Raw genomic sequence first — 24,098 nt, forward strand, 5'->3', positions numbered from 1 at the left:
ACCATGTACAACTATCCGATTCTCTCCATCGCGATCTGGATGCCGATCGTGTTCGGCCTGATCGTGCTCGCGGTCGGCAACGATCGCAACCCGGCGCCCGCGCGCTGGATTGCGCTGGTCGGCTCGATCCTGAGCTTTATCGTCACGATTCCGCTGATGACGGATTTCGATCCCGATACGGCGAAGCTGCAGTTCGTCGAGCAGGCGAACTGGATCGAGCGCTTCAACATCACGTATCACCTCGGCGTCGACGGCATCTCGATGTGGTTCGTCGTGCTGACCGCGCTGATCACGGTGATCGTCGTGGTCGCCGCGTGGGAAGTGATCACGAAGAACGTCGGACAGTATCTGGCGGCGTTCCTGATCCTGTCGGGCATCATGGTCGGCGTGTTCTCGGCCGCCGACGGCATGCTGTTCTACGTATTCTTCGAAGCGACGCTGATCCCGATGTACATCATCATCGGTGTGTGGGGCGGGGCGAACCGCGTATACGCGGCGTTCAAGTTCTTCCTCTACACGCTGATGGGTTCGCTGCTGATGCTGGTCGGCCTCATCTATCTGTACACGCAGACGGGCACGTTCGATCTCGCCGCATGGCATGCGGTGCAACTGCCGATGACGCCGCAGGTGCTGCTATTCATTGCCTTCTTCCTCGCGTTCGCGGTGAAGGTGCCGATGTGGCCCGTGCACACGTGGTTGCCCGATGCGCACGTGGAAGCGCCGACGGGCGGCTCGGTCGTGCTGGCGGCGATCATGCTGAAGCTCGGCGCGTACGGCTTCCTGCGCTTCTCGCTGCCGATCGCGCCGGACGCGAGCCACTTTCTCGCGCCGGTCGTCATCACGCTGTCGCTGATCGCGGTGATCTACATCGGTCTGGTCGCGTTGGTGCAGGCCGACATGAAGAAGCTCGTCGCGTACTCGTCGATCGCGCACATGGGCTTCGTCACGCTCGGCTTCTTTATTTTCAACCAGATGGGCGTGGAAGGCGCGATCGTGCAGATGATCTCGCACGGCTTCGTGTCGGGCGCGATGTTCCTTTGCATCGGCGTGCTGTACGACCGCATGCATACGCGCCAGATTGCGGATTACGGCGGCGTCGTCAACACCATGCCGAAGTTCGCCGCGTTCGTGATGCTGTTCGCGATGGCCAACTGCGGCCTGCCGGGCACCTCCGGTTTCGTCGGCGAGTTCATGGTGATCCTGGCCGCGGTCCAGTACAACTTCTGGATTGCGTTCGGCGCCGCGTTCACGCTGATTCTCGGCGCCGCGTACACGCTCTGGATGTACAAGCGCGTGTATTTCGGCGCGATCGGCAACGACCACGTGAAGAAGCTGATCGACATCAACGGCCGCGAGTTCTTCATGCTGATCGTGCTTGCCGCGCTGACGCTGTTCATGGGCCTGTACCCGAAGCCTTTCTCTTCAGTGATGCATGCGTCCGTGGAGAATCTCCTTACCCACGTATCGCAGTCGAAGCTGCCGCTGTCCCAGTAGTGCAGAGCGGAGGAACTAGAAAATCATGCAAAACGCCCCTTTGAGTGCTCTGCTACCCGACGCGCTGGTGATGGCCGCGGTTGTCGTCGCGTGGCTCAACGATACGTTCGTCGGCCAGGCCGGCCGGCGCACGACGTACCTGATCGCGCTGTTCTCGACGCTTGTCGCCGGCATCTGGTTCGCGACGCTCGCACTCGACCCGGTGCAGCACTACTACTTCACGCGCATGTATATCGTCGATCCGTTCGCGAGCGTGATGAAGGCAGTGGTCACGCTTGGCTATACGGTCTCGATCATCTACTCGCGCAAGTACCTCGAAGATCGCAACCTGTTCCGCGGCGATTTCTACCTGCTCGGCATGTTCTCGCTGCTCGGGCAGCTGATCATGATTTCGGGCAACAACTTCCTGACGCTGTATCTGGGCCTCGAACTGATGTCGCTGTCGTTGTACGCGGTGATCGCGCTGCGCCGCGATGCGTCGCAGTCGAACGAAGCGGCGATGAAGTACTACGTGCTGGGCGCGCTCGCATCGGGCTTCCTGCTGTACGGCATCTCGATGATCTACGGCGCGACCGGTTCGCTCGAGCTGAACGAAGTGCTGAAGGCCGTCGCATCGGGCCGCATCAACGATGTCGTGCTGCTGTTCGGCGTGATCTTTATCGTCGCCGGCATCGCCTTCAAGATGGGCGCGGTGCCGTTCCATATGTGGGTGCCCGACGTGTACCAGGGCGCACCGACCGCGATGACGCTGATCGTCGGCGGCGGCCCGAAGGTCGCGGCCTTCGCGTGGGGCCTGCGCTTCCTCGTGATGGGCCTGCTGCCGCTCGCGGTCGACTGGCAGGAAATGCTCGTCATTCTCGCGGCGCTGTCGCTGATCGTCGGCAATATCACCGGTATCGTGCAGCGTAACGTGAAGCGGATGCTCGCGTACTCGGCGATCTCGAACATGGGCTTCGTGCTGCTGGGCCTGCTGGCCGGCGTGGTCGACGGCAAGACGACCGCCGCGGCCAGCGCGTACGGTTCGGCGATGTTTTACAGCATCGTCTACCTCGTGACGACGCTCGGCTCGTTCGGCGTCGTGATGCTGCTCGGCCGCAAGGATTTCGAAGCGGACACGCTCGACGACTTCAAGGGCCTCAATCAGCGCAACCCGGTGTACGCGTTCGTGATGATGGTGATGATGTTCTCGCTCGCCGGCATCCCGCCGACGGTCGGTTTCTACTCGAAGCTGGCGGTGCTCGAAGCGACGATGAACGCCGGCCTCACGTGGCTGGCGGTGCTCGCGGTGATTACGTCGCTGTTCGGCGCGTTCTACTACCTGCGTATCGTCAAGCTCATGTACTTCGACGAGCCGCAGGACACGAACGTGATCGCCGCCGATTCGAGCAAGCGTCTGCTGCTCGCGCTGAACGGCATCGCGGTGGTCGTACTCGGTATCGTGCCGGGCCCGCTGATGACGGTCTGCCTGCAGGCTATCTCGCACACGTTGCCGCTTTAATCGATGTCGGCAGCGGGGTGGTTTATCGTGCTGTTGGCGCTGGTCGGCGCCAACCTGCCGTTCGCGAATCAGCGTCTCTTCGCGGTCGTGCCGATGAAGGCCGCGAAGAAAAGCGCGTGGATCCGAATCGGCGAAATGATCGTGTTGTATTTCGTGGTCGGCGCGTTCGGCTTCATGCTCGAAGCGCGCGCCGGCAACCGTTTCGAGCAGGGCTGGCAATTTTACGCAATTACTTTCAGCCTGTTCGTCGTATTCTCGTTTCCTGGTTTCGCGTTTCAATATCTCGTCAAACGGCGCTGACGGTTCCAGCCGCGGCGCCTGGTCTTCCAGAGGTCGCATATGGCTGAACCTACCGGGCATCCGGAACAGCATCATTTGGAACATCACGCCGCGCTGAACGAAACGCGCCTGTCGAGCAAACAGGTGTACAAGGGGCCGTTCATGACGGTCAACCTCGACGTGGTGCGCCTGCCCGATGGCAAGGAAGCGACGCGCGAATACGTCGTGCATGCGGGCGCCGTGATGGTCATCCCCTTGCTCGACGACGGCCGCGTGCTGCTGGAGCGGCAATATCGCTATGCAACCGGCAAGGTGATGATCGAATACCCGGCCGGCAAGCTCGATCCGAACGAGGACGAACTCACGTGCGCGAAGCGCGAACTCGAAGAAGAAACGGGCTATACGGCGCGTGAATACATTTACCTCACGCGCATCCATCCGATCATTTCCTACTCGACCGAATTTATCGACATCTACCTCGCGCGCGGTCTGATGGCGGGCGAGCAGAATCTCGATGAAGGCGAATTCATCGAGACCTTCACCGCAACGGTGCCCGAGGTGTCGGAGTGGATCCGCAGCGGCGAGTTGAGCGACGTGAAGACGATTATCGGCACGTTCTGGCTGGAGAAGTTCCTGTCCGGCACGTGGCCTGTTCCGGCGCCCGTCGAAGGCTGAACCAGGCTGGAAGGCCGAGACAGGAACGGAGGAGGTGCGGCGCCCGGCCGCGCATCGCATCGCTGCGCTCGCGTCCGGGCGCGACGTCCGGCGAAAAGATGCGGTGCAAGCGCAGCCCTCGGCTCACGCGGGAGTACCATTGTGCCTTCCGGGACGATCCCCACATACGCTTGCCGGCATCGGCAAAGACGTTTTAGAACGATCGTTCATAAACCACTTTTTTGCGCTACACTCGTACGCAAGCCCTGATTCCAGATGAAGGTCCTCGATTTACAGTGTCCGCACGGCCATCGGTTCGAAGGCTGGTTCGCCTCCGCTGAAGACTTCGAAGCACAGGCGGCCAGGCATCTTGTCGAATGCCCGATTTGCGGTGCCAGGGAAGTGAGCCGTTTGCCGTCCGCGCCGCGCCTGAATCTATCGGGCGCAAGCGCAGCACAACCGGCCGCCGCGGCCCATGGATCGCCCGCTCAGGAGTGGCAGGCGCACGCCATGCGCGCGCTGCGCGAGGTGCTGGAAAAAACTGAGAACGTGGGCGACCGCTTCGCCGAGGAAGCGCGGCGCATTCACTACAACGAAGCGCCCGCGCGCAATATTCGCGGTGTCACGACACCCGAAGATGCGAAAGCGCTCGTCGAAGAAGGTATCGACGTGATGCCGCTGCCGATTCCCGCCGCGCTGAAAGAGCCGCTGCAATAAAGTACGCGGTGTCCCGGTGGCCAGGCGTTAAACACGGAACGGCCGCGCCAGGGAGAATCCGCGCATGGATCTGAACTACACGCCCGCCGAAAACGGTTTTCGCGCCGATATTCGCGCGTGGCTCGGGGCGAATCTGCCGCGCGCCCTCGCCGATAAGGTTCTCCAGCACAAACGTCTGAATCGCGACGACTACGCGAGCTGGCACAAGCTGATCGGCGCGCGCGGCTGGTCCGCGCCCGCGTGGCCGGCCGAATATGGCGGTCCCGGCTGGAATGCGACCCAACGCCATATCTGGGACGAGGAATGCGCGCGCATCGGCGCGCCGCTCGTGCTGCCGTTCGGCGTATCGATGGTTGCGCCGGTGCTGATGAAATACGGCAGCGACGCCCAGAAGCGGCACTATCTCCCCCGCATTCTCGATGGCACCGACTGGTGGTGTCAGGGCTACTCGGAGCCTGGCGCCGGTTCGGATCTCGCATCGCTGCGCACGCGCGCCGAGCGTCGTGGCGACCACTACGTGGTGAACGGCCAGAAAACCTGGACCACGCTCGGCCAGCACGCGGACATGATGTTCTGCCTTGTGCGTACCGATAGCGACGCGAAGAAGCAGGAGGGCATCTCGTTCCTGCTGATCGATATGAAGAGCCCCGGCATCACGGTGCGGCCGATCATCACGCTCGACGAAGAACACGAAGTCAACGAAGTCTTTTTCGAAGACGTCGAAGTGCCGCTCGAGAATCTCGTCGGCGAAGAAAATCGCGGATGGACTTATGCGAAGTATCTGCTGGGCCACGAGCGCACCGGCATTGCGCGCGTGGCCAGCTCGAAGCGCGAGCTGGTATTCCTGAAGCGCCTTGCGCTCGCGCAGAAGAAAAACGGCAAGCCGCTATTGCATGACCCCGTGTTCGCCGCGAAGGTTGCGAGCCTCGAGGTCGATCTGATGGCGCTCGAAGTCACGGTGCTGCGCGTCGTCGCCAACGAAACGCAGGGGCGCGGTCCGGGCCCGGAGGCATCGCTGCTCAAGATCAAAGGCACGGAGATCCAGCAAGGCCTGACCGAACTGATGTTCGAAGCGATCGGGCCGCTGGCCGCGCCGTTCGACGTGCCGTTCCTCGAAGGCCGGCGCCCCCACAGCATCGCGGGCGACGACGATGCCGCGCCGCTTGCCGCGTACTACTTCAACTACCGCAAGACGTCGATTTACGGCGGCTCGAACGAGATCCAGAAGAACATCATCGCGCAGATGATGCTCGGACTTTGAGGAGCGGCGCATGGACTTCACGTTCAACGACGAACAGCAGCAGCTCGCGAACGCGCTGCGCCGGTATCTGGACAAGGAATATGGGTTCGCTGCGCGCCGCGCGATCATCGAATCGGACGCGGGTGTGTCGGACACGCATTGGGCCGGCTTCGCCGGGCTCGGGTTGACTGCGTTGCCGGTGCCCGAAGCGCACGGCGGATTTAGCGGCAACGCCGTCGATATGTTGGTCGTGATGCAGGAGTTGGGCCGTGCGCTCGCGGTCGAGCCGTACTGGGCGACCATGGCAGGCGTCGAGGCGCTGCGGCTTGCCGGCGGCGACGGTGGCGCCGCGGCAGACGACCACGCGCTGCTCGAAAAGATCGCGCAAGGCGAACTCAAACTCGCGGTTGCGTTTCACGAGCCGGATGCGCGCTACGATCTGTTTGCGGTCGATACGAAGGCCACGCGGCAAGGCGACCAAACCCTGCTCGACGGCATGAAGTCGGTCGTACAGCACGGCGCGCAGGCCGATCATTGGATCGTGCCCGCACGCAACGATGCCGGCGAAATCGCGTTGTTCATCGTTGCCCGCGATGCGGCAGGCGTCGACGTCACCGATTATCGGACCATCGATGGCCAGCGCGCCGCCACGCTCAGATTCGCGCAAACGCCTGCGCGTCGGCTTGGCTCCGGCGGCGCTCAGAGCACCGCATACGCCGGCGCGGCGACGCTCGAACGCATCGCCGACTACGCCACCGTCCTGCTATGCGCGGAAGCGCTCGGCGCACTCGATGCGCTGAACCATGCAACCGTCGAATACACCAGAACGCGCCAGCAGTTCGGCATGCCGATCGCGCGCTTCCAGGCGCTGCAGCATCGGATGGTCGATATGATGATTCACACCGAACAGGCGCGCTCGCTCACCTATCTGGCGGCGGTCCGCTATGCAACGAGCGTCGATGACGACGAACGGCGCCGCGCCGTATCCGCAGCGAAGGCGCGTATCGGCCAGACCGCGCGCTTTGTCGGCCAGCAGGCGATCCAGTTGCACGGCGGCATGGGCATGACGAACGAAGTGATGGCAGCCCATCTGTTCAAGCGTCTTTCGATCATCGAAACGACGCTCGGCGACGTCGACCATCACCTCGCGCGGTTCGCCGCGCTGCCGGGTTTCGCCGCTGTCGATGCGGTCGATGCGGTCGATCGAGAACCTGATTGATCGCTGCAGGCCTACTCCAGTTCACACACATGAGGGAGACATGGGGATCAGCTACGAAGACTTCGAAGTGAACAGGACATACGAGATCGGCGAGCACACCTTCACGCGCGACGAGATTGTCGCGTTTGCGAAGCAGTTCGATCCGCAGCCGTTTCATGTCGACGAAGCAGCCGCGGCCGCGTCGCCGTTCGGCGCGCTGATTGCAAGCGGCTGGCATACGTGCTCCGTGATGATGGGCCTGCTCGTGCGCAACGCGCTGGCCGGCTCGACGTCGATGGGCTCGCCCGGCATCGATGACATCCGGTGGCTCAAGCCTGTGCGCGCCGGCGACACGCTCCGCATGACGTCGACAGTGCTCGACAAGCGCGTGTCGTCGAGCAAGCCCGACCGCGGCATCGTGACGACGCAATGGAGCGGCATCAATCAGCACGGCGAGACGGTGATTACCGTCCACGTCAAAGGCATCTACGGCTTGCGGCATCCGGCACCGGCCGCATGACGGCCGACGCCGATACCGCGCCTATCGGTTCAAACCCGCGCCCGCACCGGCTGCCGCTTCCGTGTATTTCACGAACTCGAGCTTCGCGATCGCGTTGCGATGCACTTCGTCGGGACCATCGGCGAAACGCAGCCAGCGTGCGATCGTATAGGCATAAGCGAGCGGAAAGTCGTCGCTCATGCCGGCCCCGCCGTGTGCCTGAATCGCCCAGTCGATGACCTGACAGGCCATATTCGGTGCGACGACCTTGATCATCGCGATCTCGCCGCGCGCGCCCTTGTTGCCGACCGTGTCCATCATGTAGGCGGTTTTCAGCGTCAGCAGACGCGCCTGCTCGATCAGGCAGCGCGCTTCGGCGATGCGTTCCTGCGTGACCGTCTGCGCGGCGATCGGTTTGCCGAATGCGACGCGCTGCAGCACACGCTTCGACATCAGTTCGAGTGCGCGCTCCGCCAGACCGATGAGCCGCATGCAGTGGTGAATGCGGCCCGGCCCGAGCCGTCCCTGCGCGATCTCGAAGCCGCGTCCCTCGCCGAGCAGCAGATTCGACGCCGGCACGCGCACGTGATCGAGCGTGATCTCCATATGGCCGTGCGGCGCATCGTCGTAGCCGAATACCGTCAGCGGCCGATGCACGGTAATGCCGGTCGCGTCCGACGGTACGAGGATCATCGACTGCTGCTGATGGCGCGGCGCCTCGGGGTCGGTCTTGCCCATCACGATAAAGAGCTTGCAGCGCGGGTCGCCTGCGCCCGACGACCACCATTTGTGTCCGTTGATGACATAGCTGTCGCCATCGCGCGTGATGCGTGTCTGGATGTTCGTTGCATCCGACGAGGCGACCTCCGGCTCCGTCATCAGAAATGCCGAACGGATCTGTCCTTGCAGCAGCGGCTCGAGCCATTCGCGCCTGTTCTCTTCGCTACCGTAACGCTCGAGCGTTTCCATATTGCCGGTGTCGGGCGCATTGCAGTTGAACACCTCGGGCGCCCACGGCACGCGGCCCATGATCTCGCATAGCGGCGCATATTCGAGGTTCGTGAGTCCCGCGCCGCGCTGCGAAGCGGGCAAAAAGAGGTTCCACAGGCCCGCCTCGCGCGCCCGCTGCTTCAGTGTTTCGATGAGTTCGGTCGGCACCCACGCGTTGCCGTTCTGCCGGTTCTGCGCGATCTCGGCAGCGAACGTGCGCTCGTTCGGATAGATATGCTCGTCGAAGAAGGCGAGCAGTTTTTCGCGCAGCGCCTGCACTTTCGGGGTGTAATCGAAATTCATGTTCGCCTCTTTAGTGGCCCACCTGGTGACCCATCCAGTTGCACGGTTAGCGCACCTTTTGCGCGTAACGCCATGCGAGCTCAGCCATCGGCCGCGCGCGACGGCCGGCATCGAGCGCCTGCGCGCTGGCCGCCGTGCCGTCGGCGACGCGCTTCATGATTCCCTGCAGAATCGCGGCGATCCGGAACATGTTGTACGCAAGGTAGACGTTCCAGTCGCCTTGAATCTCGAAGCCGGTGCGCGCGCAATAGCGGTCCACGTACGCGGCTTCGTCGGGAATGCCGAGCGCGGACCAGTCGAGGCCCGCGATGCCGCGAAACTGCGCGGGATCGACATGCCACGCCATGCAGTGGTACGCGAAGTCGGCGAGCGGATCGCCGAGCGTCGACAACTCCCAATCGAGTACCGCTAGCACGCGCGGTTCCCGCGCATCGAAGATCAGATTGTCGAGCCGGTAATCGCCATGCACGATCGACACGTGCGCCGCGCTTTCGTTTGGAATATGGCGCGGCAGCCAGTCGATCAGCCGTTGCATCGCCTCGATCGGCTCGGTTTCCGACGCAAGATATTGCTTGCTCCAGCGGCCGATTTGCCGCGCGAAGTAGTTGCCCGGCTTGCCGTAGTCGACCAGTCCGACGCGTGCCGCATCGACGCTATGGAGCGCGGCGATTACACGGTTCATCTCGTCGTAGATGGCGGCGCGCTGTTCGCCTGTCATGCCGGGCAGCGACGGATCCCACAGCACGCGGCCGTCGATAAACGCCATCACATAGAACGCGCGGCCGATCACGCTTTCGTCTTCGCATAGCGCGAGCATCTGCGCGACCGGCACCTCGGAGGCGCGCAACGCATGCATGACGCGGTATTCGCGTTCGATCGCGTGCGCCGACGGCAGCAGCTTCGCCGCCGGGCCCGGTTTCGCGCGCATCACGTATGCGCGCGACGGCGTGATCAGCTTGAAGGTCGGGTTCGACTGGCCGCCGGCAAACTGCTCGATCGTGAGCGGTCCTTCGAAGCCGTCGACATGCGCGGCAAGCCATGCGGTGAGTGCGTTGGCGTCGACGCGCTGCTGGTCGTTCATCGGGCGTGTGCCGATGAACGCGGAATAGTCGGTGCTGCCGGGCGCCGCGTTGGGCGTCGTGGTGTGCGGCATTGTCTCCTCCAGGCGGGTCAGCCGGGGTGTGCGCTTTTTGCGTCTTGCTCCGGTTCGATGCCGCGCTTGCTCCGGGTGAGCGCTTCGGCGTTGCTCCGTCGCTTATCCGGCATTGTGCGGCACCGTCGTCTCAGTCGGATGCGTTAACCCGGTTTCTTGTACTGGCTGAACTGCGCGTACAGCATTTCCATCGTCGTATTGCGGATGTCGCGGTGCAGCGGCGACGGCGGTGAGTGATTGATCAGACGCAGCACCCAGTCGCGCGGCGCGTCGCCGACGTCGAGTGCATTGATGCAGCCCGTCGCCTGCGAGAGATGCCCGTAAAACGTGCGGCCGCCCGCGGAAATCGCATGCGACAGGATCGCGCGGTTGACGCCGCCGTGCAGCACGAGCAGCACGCAATCCCATGACCTGTCGTCGCGCAGCGCGCCGAGCGCGGGCAGGACCCGATCGAACAGCGCGCCGATCGTTTCGCCGCCGAGAAACTGCGTGCCCTCGGGGACGATTCCATCGAAGATGCCGAGAAACGCCGCTTCGATATCGGTGTCCGGAATACCGCCGAGTTTGCCGCCGCGGATTTCGAGCCACGCGGGCTCGATCTCGATGTCGATCGGCTGGCGCGTTTCGTCGAGCACGCGTTGAGCCGTTTCGACGGTGCGCGGCAAGCCGCTGGCAATCACGCGGTCGAAGCGGATCTGCTGTTCGGCGAAGGCGCGCCCCGCGGCGCTGGCCTGCTCGCGGCCGTTCGCGTTGAGCGGTACGGTGTCCGGGTCGATCATGCGGCCCGAGTCGTCGAAGTAGGTGACGTCGCCATGCCGCATCAGGTAAATGCGGCGGCGCTTCGGCAATTGATATTGAGGCATGGTGTCGAGCGCTAAAGCCCGCCGCGTTATTTGTAAAGGGGCGCGCGTTTTTCGAGGAACGCGCTGATGCCTTCGAGTGCATCGCGATGGTGGAGCGATGCAACGAAGCTGTCGCGCTCGGTGGCCAGATGCGCGTCGAGCGGCTGTGTGCCTGCCGTGCCGATCAGCGCCTTGATGCGCGTGGTTGCATTCGGCGACAGCCTGGCGAGTTCGTCGGCCCATGCAAGCGCCGCATCGCGCACCGCGCCGGGTTTCGCGAGCCGGTTCACCACCCCCAGTTCGTGCAGACGCGCCGCGCCGATCGGTTTGCCCTCGAGCAGCACTTCGGTCGCCACCTGACGCGGCAAGGCGCGCGTGAGAAACCACGAACCGCCGCCGTCGGGCGTGAGGCCGACGCGCGCATACGACATCACGAATTTCGCATCGTCGGCTGCGACGATGAGGTCGCATGCGAGCGCGAGCGAAAAGCCCGCGCCGGCCGCCGTGCCTTCAACGGCCGCGATGACCGGTTTGGTCGATGCCTGCAGCGTCGCGATCCACTCGCCGAGCAGATCGATATTGCGCGCCTGCACGGACGGATCCTTCGCGCGGTTTTCCAGCAGCCGGTTCAGGTTGCCGCCCGCGCAGAAGAACTGATCGGCGCCGGTCAGCACGATCGCGCGCACCGATGCGTCGCGTTCGGCCGTTTCGATCGCTTCGATGCCGGCCGCGTACATATCCGGATGCAGCGCGTTGCGCGCGCCGGGGTTCGACAGTGTCAGCACGAGCGTCGTTTCGCTTTCGGCGGGGCGCGCGGCGAGCAGTTCGGCGGTCATTGCGGTGGCTCCATGGAGTGCGGTGTATCGGTATCGGCGGCGTCGGGTTGCGTCAGCGACAGGCCGAGCTGCGCGCGGCGCGCGAGCCACGGCGAAGGCCGGTAGCGCGGGTCGCCGAGCACACGGTACATGTTGTGCAAAATCGTCAGGATGGTTTGCGCGCCGAGCGCATCGCCGAGCGCAAGCGGGCCGCGCGGATAGCCGAGGCCGAGCATGACGGCGAGGTCGATGTCCTGCGGCGTCGCGATTCGCCGCTGGGCGATATCGCAGCCGATATTGACGATCGTCGCGACGACGCGTTGCGCGACGAAGCCCGCCGAATCGCGGATTACGGTGACGGGCACGCCATCGGCGGCAAAGAGCGCGTGCGCGCCGTCGCGTGCGGCGCGCGTCGTGGCGGGCGTGGTCATCAGCGTGCGGCGCGGCGTGCCGGCGGACGGAAACAGCGGGAACAGCGCATCGACGGCGACCACGCGCGTCGCATCGAGTTGTTCGTCGAGCGCGGCCGTCGTTGCATCGAGTCCGAAGGGCGTGACGACGATCAGCGAACCGGCGGCCGGCGTCGCGCCCGTGTCGAGCGGGACGCCGGCTTGCTCGACGAGCGCCTGCACCGCATCGTGCGCCTGCGCGTGCCGCTTGCTGATCCAGACATGCTGCGGCAAGGCGGCCGTCGGCGCGGGCGGTTCCTGCGGCACCTGCTGCTTGCCGTCCACATAGCGATAAAACCCTTCGCCCGCCTTGCGTCCGATCAATCCGCCCGCGAGGCGCGTAGCGGTAATCGGCGACGGCGTAAAGCGCGGCTCTTCGTAGAACTGGTGATAGATCGATTCCATCACCGGATGCGATACGTCGAGCGCCGTCAGGTCGAGCAACTCGAACGGCCCGAGCCGGAAGCCGGCCTGCTCGCGCATGATGCGATCGATGTCGACGAAGCTCGCGACGCCTTCGTCGGCGATGCGCAAGCCTTCGGTATTCATGCCGCGTCCCGCATGATTGACGATAAAGCCGGGCATATCTTTCGCGCGCACGGGCGTGTGGCCCATGCGGCGCGCGAGATCCATCAGCGCGTCACCGGCTGCCGGATCGCTGCGCAGACCGTCGATCACTTCGACGACCTTCATCAGCGGCACCGGATTGAAGAAGTGATAGCCGGCCACGCGCGACGGATCGTTGCAGCCCGCGGCGATCGCGGTGATCGATAGCGACGACGTATTCGACGCCAGTACACAGCGGCCGCCGACGATCGACTCGAGCTCGCGAAACAGCGCGCGCTTGGCGTCGAGCTTTTCGACGATGGCTTCAATGACGAGATCGCAGTCGGCAAATTCCGCGAGCGCTTGCGCGCCCGATACCTTGGCGAGCGCAGCACGCGCGGCGATATCGTCGAGCTTGCCTTTTGCGGTCAGTTTCGCGAATGTATCGGCAAGGTAGTCGCGCGCCGCCGTCACCGCAGACGCGTTGGTATCGAACAGGCGCACGTTGAGCCCGGCGAGCGCGGCGATTTGCGCGATGCCGCGGCCCATCGCGCCGGCGCCGACGACGCCGATGGTCTCGATGCCGTTATGGCCATTGCGACCATTGCGACCGTCGTGACCGTTCTCGCGGGGGAGGGGAGTCATTGCGTCGTTTGTCTCCATGGTTCCCTTAAAATAGCACGGCCGTACCCGGCGATGGCGGTTTCAGAACGCTTCAGCGTCGCGCGACGACATATCGGGCGTGACGCAGTGGATATCGCGACGCAGGCAGTTTCGATGCCTGACGATAAATGACGATAAAGGGAGACATCGAATGATCAGGCTATGCGGTTTCTCGCTGTCCAACTATTACAACAAAGTCAAATTTGCGCTACTCGAACACGAGATCCCTTTTATCGAAGAGACGGTGCTTGCGAGTCAGGACGACGATGCGATGCTCGCACACTCGCCGCTCGGCAAGGTGCCGTTCGTCATCACGGAACACGGCAGCCTCTGCGAATCGCAGGCGATTATCGAGTACCTCGCCGCGTGCTATCCGGAGAAGGCGATTTTCTCGCGCGATCCTTGGGAAGCGGCGAAAGAGCGCGAGATGATGCTGTTCGTCGACGTGCATCTCGAACTGACCGCGCGCAATCTGTACAAGCAGGCGTTTTTCGGCGGCACGGTCACCGATGCGACGAAAGGGCGCGTTGAGAAGCTGCTGACGCGTTATATCGGCGGGTTCAAGCGTCTGGCGCAGTTCGGACCGTATCTGCGCGGCGATCGATTCAGCGTGGCCGATTTCAGCGGCTTCGTGCATCTGCCGCTCGTCGGTCTCGCGACGCGGCAAGTGTATGGCCGCGACTTTCTCGTCGATGCGGGTATCGACTGGAAAAGCTATTGGAACGCCATCAATGTACGCCCGGCCGCCGGGCGCGTGACGGCCGATCGCAAGGCGTATATGGACGCGACGCGCAAAACATAACGCGTGCGTGTCGCGTCTGCCGTATCAGAGACGCGCGAGGCGTTCGAGCGCCGTGGCGAGCGTCTCTTCCTTCTTCGCAAAGCAGAAGCGCACGACGCCCGATTCATGCGGCTCGTGATAGAACGCCGAAACCGGAATTGCCGCGACACCGATTTCACGCGTCAGCCACTGCGCGAATTCGGCTTCGGGCAGATCGCTGATCGCCGAATAATCGACGCACTGGAAATAGGTGCCCGTGCACGGCAGCAGGCGGAAACGCGAATTCGCGAGGCCCGCGCGGAAATAGTCGCGTTTGTGCTGATAGAACGCGGGCAGGTCGAGGTACGGCGCCGGGTCCTGCATATAGTGCGCGAGGCCCAGCTGCATCGGCGTATTCACGGTGAACACGTTGAACTGGTGAACCTTGCGGAACTCGGCTGTCAGCGCCGCCGGCGCCGCGACATAGCCGACCTTCCAGCCTGTTACGTGATAGGTCTTGCCAAAGCTCGACACGACGAAGCTGCGTTGCGCAAGCTCCGGATAGCGCGCGACGCTTTCGTGCGGCGCGCCGTCGTACACCATGTGCTCGTAGACTTCGTCGGATACGACTAATACGTTGGTGCCGCGCACGATCGCTTCGAGCTTGCGCATATCGTCGGCGCGCCAGACGGTGCCGGTCGGATTGTGCGGCGTGTTGATCAGAATGAGCCGCGTCTTCGGCGTGATGGCGGCGGCGAGCCTGTCGAACGGAATCGCGTAGTCGGGCGCTTCGAGCGTGACGAACACGGGCTTGCCGCCCGCGAGTTCGATCGACGGCAGGTAGCTGTCGTAAGTCGGCTCGATCACGATCACTTCATCGCCCGGATGCACGGCGCAAAGAATCGCGGTCAGGAGCGCCTGCGTCGCGCCCGCCGTCACCGTGATTTCGCTCGCCGCATCGTAGCGGCGGCCATACAGGTTCGCGATTTTCTCCGCGATCGCTTCGCGCAGCGGCGCGATGCCGGCCATCGGCGGGTACTGGTTATGGCCCGTGCGCATCGCGTCCGTGACCGCATCGATAATGCGCGGGTCGCATTCGAAGTCCGGAAAGCCCTGGCCCAGATTGACCGCGTTCTTTTCGACTGCGAGCGCGCTCATCACGGTGAAGATCGTGGTGCCGACGTTCGGCAGGCGGGACGGAAACGAAGGCGTGACGGGCGTGTCGTTCGGTGCATTCATGGCGCTGTCCGAAAAGCGTGAGCAAAAGGGTTGAGGGGCGAGGTTGAGCGGGCGAGACGTCGGTATGCGGCTGGTTGGGTCGTTATGCGGGAGCGGGCGCTTCGTCGTGCAACAAACACGCTTCGACGAATCTGGCCGGCTGCGCGATCCTGAAACCGAAGTCGCGTTCGACGCGGCGCGCGAGCTTCAGCACCGCGCGGTCTTTCGATACGAGCCACTGCGCGCGGCTGCGGTGCGCGAGTTCGATGAACTTCTGGTCGTCGCGGTCCTTGCATTGCGGCAGTGGCTTGATGGCGGCGGTGTCGTTGTCGTCGGGCGCGGGCGGTTCGATCAGATGGGTCAAGCGGGCTAGCGTGTCGAGCGCCGCCGGTTTATCGATCGCGCGCTTCGCAAACTGCGGGTAGTCGAGCACATAGGCCAGTTCGCCGTGGCAGCGCGCATCGATCAGCGCGCACAGCGCGCCGCGTTCGAGCGCGGCGCGGATCGGGCGCGCGTGCGGATCGTCGAACACGAGGATGTCGATCCACACGTTCGAGTCGAGCACGATTCGCGGCACCATGTCCGGCACATCGTGCGGCACATGTCGTTGCTGCGGCGCGTCGGCCGATGCCGAAGCAGACGCCGCGGCGGACGCGGCGGACGACGGCGCAACAGGCGCAGGGCGCGGGGCAGGGGAACCGGGCATGCGTTACATTCGCTACAATCGGGCTTTCGTCTTTGACCGCCAGGCACGGGTGTGCCTGAAAGCCTCTATGATAATCGTTCTGTCGCCGGCGAAATCGCTCGACTACGAAACCCCGCCGCACGTCAGCAAGCACACGATTCCCGATTTCGTCGACGATGCCGCCGAGCTGATCGGCGGTTTGCGCCGGCTGTCACCGCAGCAGATCGCGTCGCTGATGGACATTTCCGATCCGCTCGCGCAACTCAATTTCCAGCGTTACGCCGACTGGTCGCCGCGTTTTAGCCAGCACAACGCGAAGCAGGCCGTGCTCGCGTTCAATGGCGACGTCTACGAAGGCTTCGACGCGCGCACGCTGTCGGCGGCCGATCTCGACTATGCGCAGCATCACGTGCGCGTGCTGTCGGGTCTCTATGGACTGCTGCGTCCGCTCGACCTGCTGCAACCGTACCGGCTCGAGATGGGCACGCCATTCGCCAACGCACGCGGGAAGGACCTGTATGCGTTCTGGGGCGAGCGCATCACGCAGGCGTTGAACGCGCAGCTCAAGCGCGCGAGAGGCGCGTCGCGCGTGCTGGTCAATTGCGCGTCGAATGAATATTTCCGGTCGGTCAAGCCGAAGCTGCTCGAGGCGCCGGTCGTCACGACGGTGTTCGAAGACTGGAAGGGCGGGCAATACAAGGTGATCAGCTTTCACGCGAAGCGTGCGCGCGGGTTGATGGCGCGCTTTGCGGTCGAACACCGGATCGCCGAGCCCGCGGGTCTCAAGGACTTCGATTCAGAGGGCTATGCGTTCGATGCCGGGGCGTCGAACGATGCCACCTACGTTTTTCGCCGGCGCGTCGCCAGCTGACGGGCCGCCTGGGGTGATCATGCAAACAGCCGTAGCGTAAACAAGGCGGGAACACACGATGACGCTTTCGATCACGAGCAACTTCGACGCCGGCGCAGTCGACGTGCTGTCATGCGAGCACGCCGATGATATCCGTTTGCGCGTGCGTCGCGACAGCCACGCGGAATTCGCGCAATGGTTCTACTTTCGCCTGTCGGGCGCGCGCGGCGAGCGCTGCGTGATGAAGTTCGAGAACGCCGGCGAATGCGCGTTCGCGGAAGGCTGGCGCAACTATCACGCGATGGCGAGCTACGATCGCGTGAACTGGTTTCGCGTGCCGACCACCTACGACGGCCGCGTGCTGACGATCGATCACACGCCCGAGTTCGATCGTATCTACTACGCGTACTTCGAGCCGTATAGCGAGGAGCGGCATTCGGAGTTTCTCGGCGCGGTCCAGCAGATGCCGCATGCGACGCTGACGGAGCTCGGCAAGAGCGTCGAAGGGCGGCCGGTTTCGATGCTGAGGCTGGGGACGCCTGAAGACGAGGATGCGGCTGCTGTGTTGGCCGCTGCGAACGCGGGCGCGGGCGTCGCGGCTGGCACCGGCGCCCGCGCAAAAAAGAAACGCATCTGGATCATCGCCCGCCAGCATCCGGGCGAAACGATGGCCGAATGGTTCGTCGAAGGACTCGTCAAGCGGCTCGCGGGCTGGGGCGACTGGGCCGGCGACCCGGTCGCGCGCAAGCTCTACGACCATGCGGTGTTCTACATCGTGCCGAATATGAACCCCGACGGCAGCGTGCACGGCAACCTGCGCACCAATGCGGCCGGCGCGAATCTGAATCGCGAGTGGATGGACCCCGATGCGGCGCGCAGCCCCGAAGTGCTCGTGGTGCGCGATGCGATTCGCGCGACCGGCTGCGATCTGTTCTTCGATATTCATGGCGACGAAGCGCTGCCGTATGTGTTCGTCGCGGGCTCCGAGATGCTGCCGGGCTTCACCGAGCGCCAGGCGCGCGAGCAGACGGCGTTTATCGAAGCGTTCAAGCAGGCGAGTCCCGACTTTCAGGACAAGTACGGCTACGAGTCGAGCAAGTACCGGCAGGATGCGCTGCGGCTCGCGTCGAAATTTATCGGCAACGAGTTCGGGTGTCTGTCACTGACGCTCGAGATGCCGTTCAAGGACAACGCGAATCTGCCCGACGAACGCGTCGGCTGGAACGGCGAGCGCAGCGCGGCACTCGGCGCGGCGATGCTGCATGCGATCTTGCGGCATGTGGAGGCGTTTGCGTAGCAACGGATCGGCGCTGGCCGGCAAGCATGCATGCCGCCGGCGGCGCGTGCGATCAAGGCTTCTTCTTCGTCGACGTCGTCTTGTGCGTCGCCGTCGATTTTGCCGCCGGGGTTTTGCTGGCCGCTTTCCCCGCGGACTTCACGTTCGACTTCGTCGTACCGGACTTGGCCGTGCCCGACTTGGCTGTGCCCGACTTGGCCGTGCCGGACTTGGCCGTGCCGGACTTCGCCGCGGATTTTCCGCCTTTGGTCGTCGAGCCTTTCTTCGACGCCTTCCCCACGGATTTTTTCGTCGACAATGCATGGCCGCGTGTCACCGGCCTGCCGTGCGCGCTTGCCACGCCCGGCGCTGCCTCGCTGCGGGCCGCCGGCCGCAACGGCGGCACCGGGTCGTTCCACGAGAACGCGAGCATCTGCGTGCCGACATAGCCGCAGCGGAAGTGCAATTCGTTCGGATCGCCGCCGTTCGTCGGAATGCCGAGGCCATCGACGGTCACGACGCTGTCGACCTTCACGCGCTGTTTGCGTTCGTCGAATGAGTCGTTCCACGGCGTGACCGACGAGTGCACCGTGTCGAATGCGGTGGGCGGGAATTCGACGCGGTCGAAGGCGGTCGACGTGCTCGCGACAAAGCTGCCGTGCGCGGCGCAGTCCGCCACGAGCGGATCGGCATGCATGTCGTTGACGAACTGATTGACGAGCTGATTGTGTTGCTCGAGCTGATCGGCCAACGCGAGCGTGGGAGAGGCGAGCGCTACGCCCACCACCCATACCGCGATCCGGCCGACCAACCGCAGCAAGCGGCGCGGTACGTTGGTGCGATCCATCTTGTAATGAATGACGCGTCTGTCACGCGCGCGGCGCGTAAGACGCGCAATCGGAACGCAACAGAACACGAAACTGACAAACAAAAACTGGCGAAAAACTGCGAAAAACGGCGGAACGATTCATGACATCAGCCGAATAAGATGCGCTGATACCGAACTGAGTTCAATCGTGACACAAATATTTTGCATCGTCGTGACCTGGCCGCGATCACGTAGCGGGTGCGCCCGGGGGGTCAGGTGCGCGGGCCGCCGAGACGATAGCGGCGCACGTCGTAGGTCGTGACCCACGCAGGCCGGTAGACGGCAATCAGCGCGGTGGCCATGCCCGTGAACCACGCTTCGCCTGACGCGAGCAGGAATACGCTGAACGCGTAGCCAGCCGGGATCACCTTCGGCGAGCCGTCGGACAGGCCGATGTGCGTGGCCAGCGCGGCAGCCGATGCGACCGTGACCGCGATGGCCGGCGACACGAAGCCATGCCCGAAGATGAACATGAAGAGGTTGCGCGGCAGCCATGCCTTGGAGATGCGCTGCAACAGCGCGGACACGCCGACCGGCAACGCGCCGAAGATCAGAAACGTGAGCGCGATGCCTTGCCACGGCGCATCGAACACGAGCGCCGCGAGGCCGGCCACGGCGGCCATGGCCAGCAGCGCGAGCGCCCAGTCGAATAGCGTGACGACGAGCGTGGCACCGAGCAGATGCAGCACGGTGCCGTCCTCGAGCCATGCGTTGCTTGCCCACAGCACCGACACCGCGACGATGATCGCGAGCCACACATGCTGGAGCACCGAGTCCTGAAGACGTTTGAAAGGGTTCTTCAACAACGCGAGCGCGAGCAGCGCCACAGCGGCGATCCAGCCACCGACAGCGACCCATAGCGGAAGCGGAGTATAGAGGAAACCCATATGTCTCATATTACTCGTTGGGCGGCGAAACGTGTGAGCGGATTCCGTGCCAGTCGTCGCGCGGGGCATCCGTCGCTTCGCCTTTCGGTGCGCGTTCGGGTGCGGGATGGTCTGCTTCGTGGCCCCCTGTACCGGCGGCGTCGGTATCCGGTTCCGGCGGCGCGGCGGGGCTTGCGGCGGCCTCCGGGGAGGGGGGCGCATTGTCGCGGGGCTCGGTGCAAGGTTCACCGCGGGGCTCACTGCAAGGTTCACTGCAGGGCTCACTGAGAGGCTCACCGCGGGGTTCGCCGCGGAGTTCACCGGATGACTCGCTGAATGGCTCCGTGGCTTCGGCTGCCATCGGCAATGGCGTCGCAGTGTCGTTCGCAGGCAACGGATATTTGAACTTGCGGCGCGCGCGGCGGCGCAGCGGGACGATGCCGGGCTGCCCGCGCACGGGGCGTTCCGCGCTCTCCTCGCTCGTGCGCAGCACCTCGAGCTGTGCATTGAGCCATCCGTTGTAGATTGCGACCGCGGCCGCGCGATTCGGCGCGCCCAGTTGCTGGAAGATGCTGGCCAGATGTATTTTCACTGTCCCCTCACTGATGCCGAGGGCGCGGGCGATCATCTTGTTCGTGCTGCCCATGTGCACGCACCGCATGATCTGTTCCTGTCGAGGCGACAGGCCGCCGGCGAAGCGCGTGCGCCGCGCCGGCGCCGGGACGAGTTCGAGGCGCCGCGGCACATCGTCGGAGAGCGGAGGCAACATGGCCTCGGCGAGTGCGGCCGCCACTTCGTCAGAGGGATCCGGCGGCGGGGTTTGCACGGAGGGTGGCGCCGGAGACACGATGGCGAGCGCGCCAGGCGGAATGTAGTACCCGCCCAGCAGCACGAGTTCGAGCGCCCGAACGATCAGGCGCGGATCGGTCGAGCGCGGAATCACGCCGAGCACGCCTGTCTCGACGAGGTCGCGCACGCAATCCGGCGACGTGTCGTCGACGAGCACGGCCACCGGCACGTGCGGATGATCCGCAAAGAGCCCGCGTGCATCCCTGATCGTCATCCAGTCCTGCCAGTCGATGACGAGCAGTTCCGGCGGATGCCGCCGCAGGACGCGGTCGGCCTGACGCCAGTCTTGAGCTTCGTTGAAACGGGCTTTCCGGTCGATCTGCCGCAGCAGTGCCTTGAGCCCTTCGCGCCGTTCGGCGTCTGAGTTGAGAAGCGAAAAACGCATTGCCATGCCTCCTGATGTGTCGATCGAGGTGCCGCGATGCGCACGAAACGTTAGAGACTGTTGCGCGGCGATGCGTCACCCACCAATCCGATAATGACAAATTCCTTAACGGATGACCGCCTGTCCGATAGGCATAGGATCAGCGCACAAAAATGAAAAAAGCCCCGCGCTGGGCGGGGCTTGATCGGCTTTGGGGACGTGTTCTTAAGAACAGTGTGCGCAGTCAGTGAAAATGCGGCTGTGCGGGCTCTGCGTCCTCAGGCATTTCTGCATGAACGATTTCGCCGAGCGGATCCGCATAAAGCGGTACGCCGCAGTCGTCGCAGTACTCGGGTTCGAAGCGCCCTGCATGGCGGCGGATTTCGGTCACGCCGGTTTCCTTCAGCAGCGCGACGATTTCTTCGAGCGGACCCTCTTCCGTGCCGGGTTCCTGCGGTTCTTCATCGATGCCCGGGTCGCCGTTTTCGCGGCCGTAGAGCGGCCATACGACGCCGTAGATCACGTCGTTGCTGCCGCGCCGCGTAAAGCCGATCCGGTATTCGTCGATGCGCCGCTCGCCGAAGCCGGCGACCACGGCGCGCAGTTCCTGCGGCGCCGTGCCGATCGTGTCGAACAGATATCGCACCGCTGTGCGAACGGTGTGCGGGCGCACACGTTCGTCCGCGTCGCGGCATGCGGAGTAGTACGCATCGGGCAGCAGGCATTCGAACTCGCAGCCAGGCAGCACGACCGACAGGTTTGCGCCGCCTTGCGCGGCCCATTGTTCGAGACACTGGCCGCGCTCGATGCGCGTGCCGTGCTCTTCTTCCTGCCAGCGGAACACCGGCGCGCCGACGGGCGCGGCGACCACCGCAAGCAGGAAACGCGGGTCCGCGAGAATAGGCGAAGTTTCCGGCAACTCGCCGAAGTTGATCTTCGCATTGCCGCCGCTCATGGCGGCTTGCGTGAGCTGCTGCGCGAGCCGCCAGGTTTCGACGTGATGGCGCGGCAACTGGTCGATGCTGTAGAGAAACGGCGCCATGGCGACGCGCGTGCCGGCGGCAAGGACATGCGCCTGCAGATGCGCGCGCAATGCATCGGATGCTTCGCCCTTCAACGCGCCCGATGGAATCGCATAACGGGTCCACGCGAGCACGGGCGCCGCGATCAGCAACGCTTCGTAGGTGGCGCCCTCGTGCTCGACCATGAGCGACTCGCTGTGCGTCTCGGCCATATCGGCGAGCGCGCCGTACGCGTCCGGGTGATTCTGCTGCAGATGGTCGAGGGCGGCGTCGAGCGTCGTCTGGTTGCCGTTGCGAACGATCTTCGCAAGCATGGCGTCGAGTTTCGCTTCCCAGAAACGGTCTTCAGTGCGGCTGCCCGATGCGAACAGGGCAAGCGACAGACCGACGAGCTTGTCGGCATCGGGAGGGAGGCGTTTGGCTATTCGCGAGCGCATAAATCCGAAGGTTGTGTGCAGAGAACCATATATTCTAGTCCTTTATATTGCGCGATATGTTCAGGATGCACATGATGCCGCTCGCGGTCTGCATTGCGAAGGATTGCAGGCGGCTAAAAGATGGGGACGGACGGCGACGACCGGATGTCGCGCGAAATGACGTGCCGCAGCGCTCTCCTATACTGACTGGGCGGGCTTTGCGTTGCACCGACGTCTGTCGCCGTGGTCTGGCATAGGGAGAGCCTCATGGTGAAATCGGACCAGCTTATCGAGCGACTCGCGGCCGTGTTTGCGCTGATCATCCTGGTCGGCGGATCGCTGCTCGTACTCGCACCTTTCACAACCGCGCTGCTGTGGGGCGCGATTCTGAGCTTCAGCTCGTGGGGGCTGTACTGCAAACTGACCGCCGCGCTCGGCGGGCGGCGCAAATGGGCCGCGACGCTGATGGTGCTGGTGATCCTGATCGTCGTGCTCGGGCCATTTGTCTATGCGGGCTTCGCATTCGGCGCGCATGCCCGCGATATCACGGCGTTCGTGCAGCGCGCCTTCGATGGGGGGCTGCCCGATCTGCCGCCTTGGGTCGCGCATATTCCGCTCGTCGGCGAGAACATCGAAGCGTTCTGGGAGCGCGTGACGAGCAGCAGCTCCGAGATGGCGGCGCAACTGCGCACGCTGGCCGCGCCGGCCGGCAAATGGATTCTCGCGGCGGCGCTCGCCGTGACGCACGGGCTCGGGCTGCTCGCGCTCAGCATCATTCTCGCGTTCTTTTTCTACACCGGCGGCGAGGGTGCGGCCGCGTGGCTCAATGCCGGCATGCGGCGCGTGGCCGGCGAGCGTGCCGACTATCTGCTCGCGCTCGCGGGCAGCACGGTGAAGGGCGTGGTCTACGGCATTCTCGGCACGGCGCTCGTGCAAGGCGTGCTGGCGGGCTTCGGCTGCTGGATTTCCGGCGTCCCGGCGCCGGCGCTGCTCGGGCTCGCGACGTTCTTCCTGTCGGTGATACCGGGTGGGCCCGTCGTCGTCTGGTTGCCTGCGGCAATCTGGCTCTATCACATGGGCGACACGGGGTGGGCGATTTTCCTGGTCGTCTGGGGCGTGGTCGTGGTCGGCATGTCCGATAACGTGGTCAAGCCGATCCTGATCGGCAAGAGCAGCGACATGCCATTGATCCTCGTGATGCTCGGGATTCTCGGCGGCGCGTTTGCGTTCGGTTTTCTCGGCGTGTTTATCGGGCCGACGCTGCTGGCCGTTGCCTATACGGTGCTGCGCGACTGGACCGTGGGTGCGACGGGCGCGCGGGGCGTGGTCGCGAGCGAGTCCGCGGCCGCTTCGGCGGATGCGCAGGGGGCTTCTCGCGAAGTCGAAAAGGCGCCCGGAAAATAAAACGCGTTTTTCACTTGCACGTGCTTTGCCGAGTGGCTAGAATCGCCGTCTTTCGCGCTTCGAGCGGCGTCTTTGTGAGGCGCAGTTGACGAAAGCGCGGGGAAACGAAGCAGGCGGGATCGCCAGTCATGGCGGGGCTTTCGCGGGGTCTGGCAGGGTGGAAGGAAGTTAAAAACCTGT

At 64.1% G+C, this 24,098-nt stretch carries 21 protein-coding genes and 2 pseudogenes; 12 read left to right on the top strand and 11 right to left on the bottom strand.

Features of this window, described 5'->3' with window-relative positions; translation table 11 throughout:
• Positions 1 to 3: 3 nt before the first annotated feature.
• The 8 genes from ACYPXD_RS03705 (at position 4) to ACYPXD_RS03740 (ending at position 7,600) form a co-directional block, all read left to right on the top strand.
• Positions 4 to 1,494, top strand: a complete 1,491-nt coding sequence (locus ACYPXD_RS03705) for an NADH-quinone oxidoreductase subunit M (protein WP_459707585.1) — start codon at positions 4 to 6, stop codon at positions 1,492 to 1,494.
• Between the two features lie 25 nt (positions 1,495 to 1,519).
• The gene (nuoN, locus tag ACYPXD_RS03710; RefSeq protein ID WP_459707587.1) at positions 1,520 to 2,992 is read left to right on the top strand and encodes an NADH-quinone oxidoreductase subunit NuoN; all 1,473 of its coding nucleotides are present in this window, start codon (positions 1,520 to 1,522) and stop codon (positions 2,990 to 2,992) included.
• Between the two features lie 3 nt (positions 2,993 to 2,995).
• Entirely contained in the window at positions 2,996 to 3,292 is a 297-nt protein-coding gene (locus ACYPXD_RS03715) for a DUF2818 family protein (RefSeq protein WP_459707590.1), read from the top strand.
• A 39-nt stretch (positions 3,293 to 3,331) separates the two neighbouring features.
• Positions 3,332 to 3,946 (top strand): NUDIX domain-containing protein, encoded by a 615-nt coding sequence (locus ACYPXD_RS03720; protein ID WP_459707592.1) that lies wholly within the window; start codon positions 3,332 to 3,334, stop codon positions 3,944 to 3,946.
• Positions 3,947 to 4,201: 255 nt separating this feature from the next.
• Positions 4,202 to 4,642 carry a DUF1178 family protein gene (locus ACYPXD_RS03725; protein ID WP_459707594.1) on the top strand — a complete coding sequence of 147 codons (441 nt, stop codon included), beginning with the start codon at positions 4,202 to 4,204 and terminating at the stop codon, positions 4,640 to 4,642.
• Between the two features lie 64 nt (positions 4,643 to 4,706).
• Positions 4,707 to 5,903: an acyl-CoA dehydrogenase family protein gene (locus ACYPXD_RS03730; RefSeq protein WP_459707597.1), complete on the top strand. Its 1,197-nt coding sequence runs from the start codon at positions 4,707 to 4,709 to the stop codon at positions 5,901 to 5,903.
• Positions 5,904 to 5,913: 10 nt separating this feature from the next.
• Positions 5,914 to 7,101 (top strand): acyl-CoA dehydrogenase family protein, encoded by a 1,188-nt coding sequence (locus ACYPXD_RS03735; protein ID WP_459707599.1) that lies wholly within the window; start codon positions 5,914 to 5,916, stop codon positions 7,099 to 7,101.
• 40 nt (positions 7,102 to 7,141) lie between these two features.
• Positions 7,142 to 7,600, top strand: coding sequence for a MaoC family dehydratase (locus ACYPXD_RS03740; RefSeq protein WP_459707602.1), 459 nt, complete (start codon positions 7,142 to 7,144; stop codon positions 7,598 to 7,600).
• A 21-nt stretch (positions 7,601 to 7,621) separates the two neighbouring features.
• On the opposite strand, the gene ACYPXD_RS03745 is transcribed toward ACYPXD_RS03740, so the two are convergent.
• From ACYPXD_RS03745 to ACYPXD_RS03765, 5 genes are all read right to left on the bottom strand, one after another.
• On the bottom strand, positions 7,622 to 8,872 hold the full coding sequence (locus ACYPXD_RS03745; RefSeq protein ID WP_459707605.1) for an acyl-CoA dehydrogenase family protein: 1,251 nt from the start codon (positions 8,870 to 8,872) through the stop codon (positions 7,622 to 7,624).
• A 46-nt stretch (positions 8,873 to 8,918) separates the two neighbouring features.
• The gene (locus ACYPXD_RS03750; RefSeq protein ID WP_459707608.1) at positions 8,919 to 10,025 is read right to left on the bottom strand and encodes a phosphotransferase; all 1,107 of its coding nucleotides are present in this window, start codon (positions 10,023 to 10,025) and stop codon (positions 8,919 to 8,921) included.
• A 143-nt stretch (positions 10,026 to 10,168) separates the two neighbouring features.
• The gene (locus ACYPXD_RS03755) at positions 10,169 to 10,888 is read right to left on the bottom strand and encodes a histidine phosphatase family protein (protein ID WP_459707611.1); all 720 of its coding nucleotides are present in this window, start codon (positions 10,886 to 10,888) and stop codon (positions 10,169 to 10,171) included.
• Between the two features lie 26 nt (positions 10,889 to 10,914).
• Positions 10,915 to 11,703: an oxepin-CoA hydrolase, alternative type gene (locus ACYPXD_RS03760; RefSeq protein ID WP_459707613.1), complete on the bottom strand. Its 789-nt coding sequence runs from the start codon at positions 11,701 to 11,703 to the stop codon at positions 10,915 to 10,917.
• Positions 11,700 to 13,226 carry a 3-hydroxyacyl-CoA dehydrogenase gene (locus ACYPXD_RS03765; protein WP_459707648.1) on the bottom strand — a complete coding sequence of 509 codons (1,527 nt, stop codon included), beginning with the start codon at positions 13,224 to 13,226 and terminating at the stop codon, positions 11,700 to 11,702. Before ACYPXD_RS03765 ends, ACYPXD_RS03760 begins: the two co-directional genes overlap by 4 nt.
• A gap of 265 nt (positions 13,227 to 13,491) precedes the next feature.
• Between ACYPXD_RS03765 and ACYPXD_RS03770 the strand changes: the two genes are divergently transcribed.
• Positions 13,492 to 14,142, top strand: a complete 651-nt coding sequence (locus ACYPXD_RS03770; protein ID WP_459707616.1) for a glutathione S-transferase family protein — start codon at positions 13,492 to 13,494, stop codon at positions 14,140 to 14,142.
• A gap of 24 nt (positions 14,143 to 14,166) precedes the next feature.
• Here the strand turns inward: ACYPXD_RS03770 and ACYPXD_RS03775 are convergent, their stop codons facing one another.
• Together ACYPXD_RS03775 and ACYPXD_RS03780 are read right to left on the bottom strand one after the other, a co-directional pair.
• A complete protein-coding gene (locus ACYPXD_RS03775) occupies positions 14,167 to 15,339 on the bottom strand; it encodes a pyridoxal phosphate-dependent aminotransferase (RefSeq protein WP_459707618.1) in 1,173 nt (390 codons plus the stop codon).
• Between the two features lie 82 nt (positions 15,340 to 15,421).
• Positions 15,422 to 15,898 (bottom strand): putative toxin-antitoxin system toxin component, PIN family, encoded by a 477-nt coding sequence (locus tag ACYPXD_RS03780; protein ID WP_459707651.1) that lies wholly within the window; start codon positions 15,896 to 15,898, stop codon positions 15,422 to 15,424.
• Between the two features lie 193 nt (positions 15,899 to 16,091).
• On the opposite strand from ACYPXD_RS03780, the gene yaaA reads away from it, so the two are divergent.
• Both yaaA and ACYPXD_RS03790 read left to right on the top strand, forming a co-directional pair.
• Positions 16,092 to 16,874 (top strand): peroxide stress protein YaaA, encoded by a 783-nt coding sequence (gene yaaA, locus ACYPXD_RS03785; RefSeq protein ID WP_459707620.1) that lies wholly within the window; start codon positions 16,092 to 16,094, stop codon positions 16,872 to 16,874.
• Between the two features lie 58 nt (positions 16,875 to 16,932).
• Positions 16,933 to 18,150: a M14 family metallopeptidase gene (locus tag ACYPXD_RS03790; protein ID WP_459707623.1), complete on the top strand. Its 1,218-nt coding sequence runs from the start codon at positions 16,933 to 16,935 to the stop codon at positions 18,148 to 18,150.
• Between the two features lie 205 nt (positions 18,151 to 18,355).
• On the opposite strand, the pseudogene ACYPXD_RS03795 reads toward ACYPXD_RS03790, so the two are convergent.
• The 4 genes and pseudogenes from ACYPXD_RS03795 to ACYPXD_RS03810 form a co-directional block, all read right to left on the bottom strand.
• Positions 18,356 to 18,976, bottom strand: a pseudogene (locus ACYPXD_RS03795) (BspC domain-containing protein); the annotation flags it as partial.
• A gap of 233 nt (positions 18,977 to 19,209) precedes the next feature.
• The gene (locus ACYPXD_RS03800) at positions 19,210 to 19,884 is read right to left on the bottom strand and encodes an energy-coupling factor ABC transporter permease (RefSeq protein ID WP_459707625.1); all 675 of its coding nucleotides are present in this window, start codon (positions 19,882 to 19,884) and stop codon (positions 19,210 to 19,212) included.
• Positions 19,885 to 20,164: 280 nt separating this feature from the next.
• A pseudogene (locus tag ACYPXD_RS03805) lies at positions 20,165 to 21,097 on the bottom strand (LuxR C-terminal-related transcriptional regulator); the annotation flags it as partial.
• Between the two features lie 223 nt (positions 21,098 to 21,320).
• The gene (locus ACYPXD_RS03810; RefSeq protein WP_219799638.1) at positions 21,321 to 22,535 is read right to left on the bottom strand and encodes a DUF2863 family protein; all 1,215 of its coding nucleotides are present in this window, start codon (positions 22,533 to 22,535) and stop codon (positions 21,321 to 21,323) included.
• 246 nt (positions 22,536 to 22,781) lie between these two features.
• Here ACYPXD_RS03810 and ACYPXD_RS03815 point away from each other — a divergent pair, with 246 nt between their 5' ends.
• Positions 22,782 to 23,918, top strand: a complete 1,137-nt coding sequence (locus tag ACYPXD_RS03815; RefSeq protein WP_459707628.1) for an AI-2E family transporter — start codon at positions 22,782 to 22,784, stop codon at positions 23,916 to 23,918.
• The last annotated feature ends 180 nt before the right edge of the window (positions 23,919 to 24,098 follow it).

This window comes from Paraburkholderia sp. 2C, assembly GCF_054589215.1.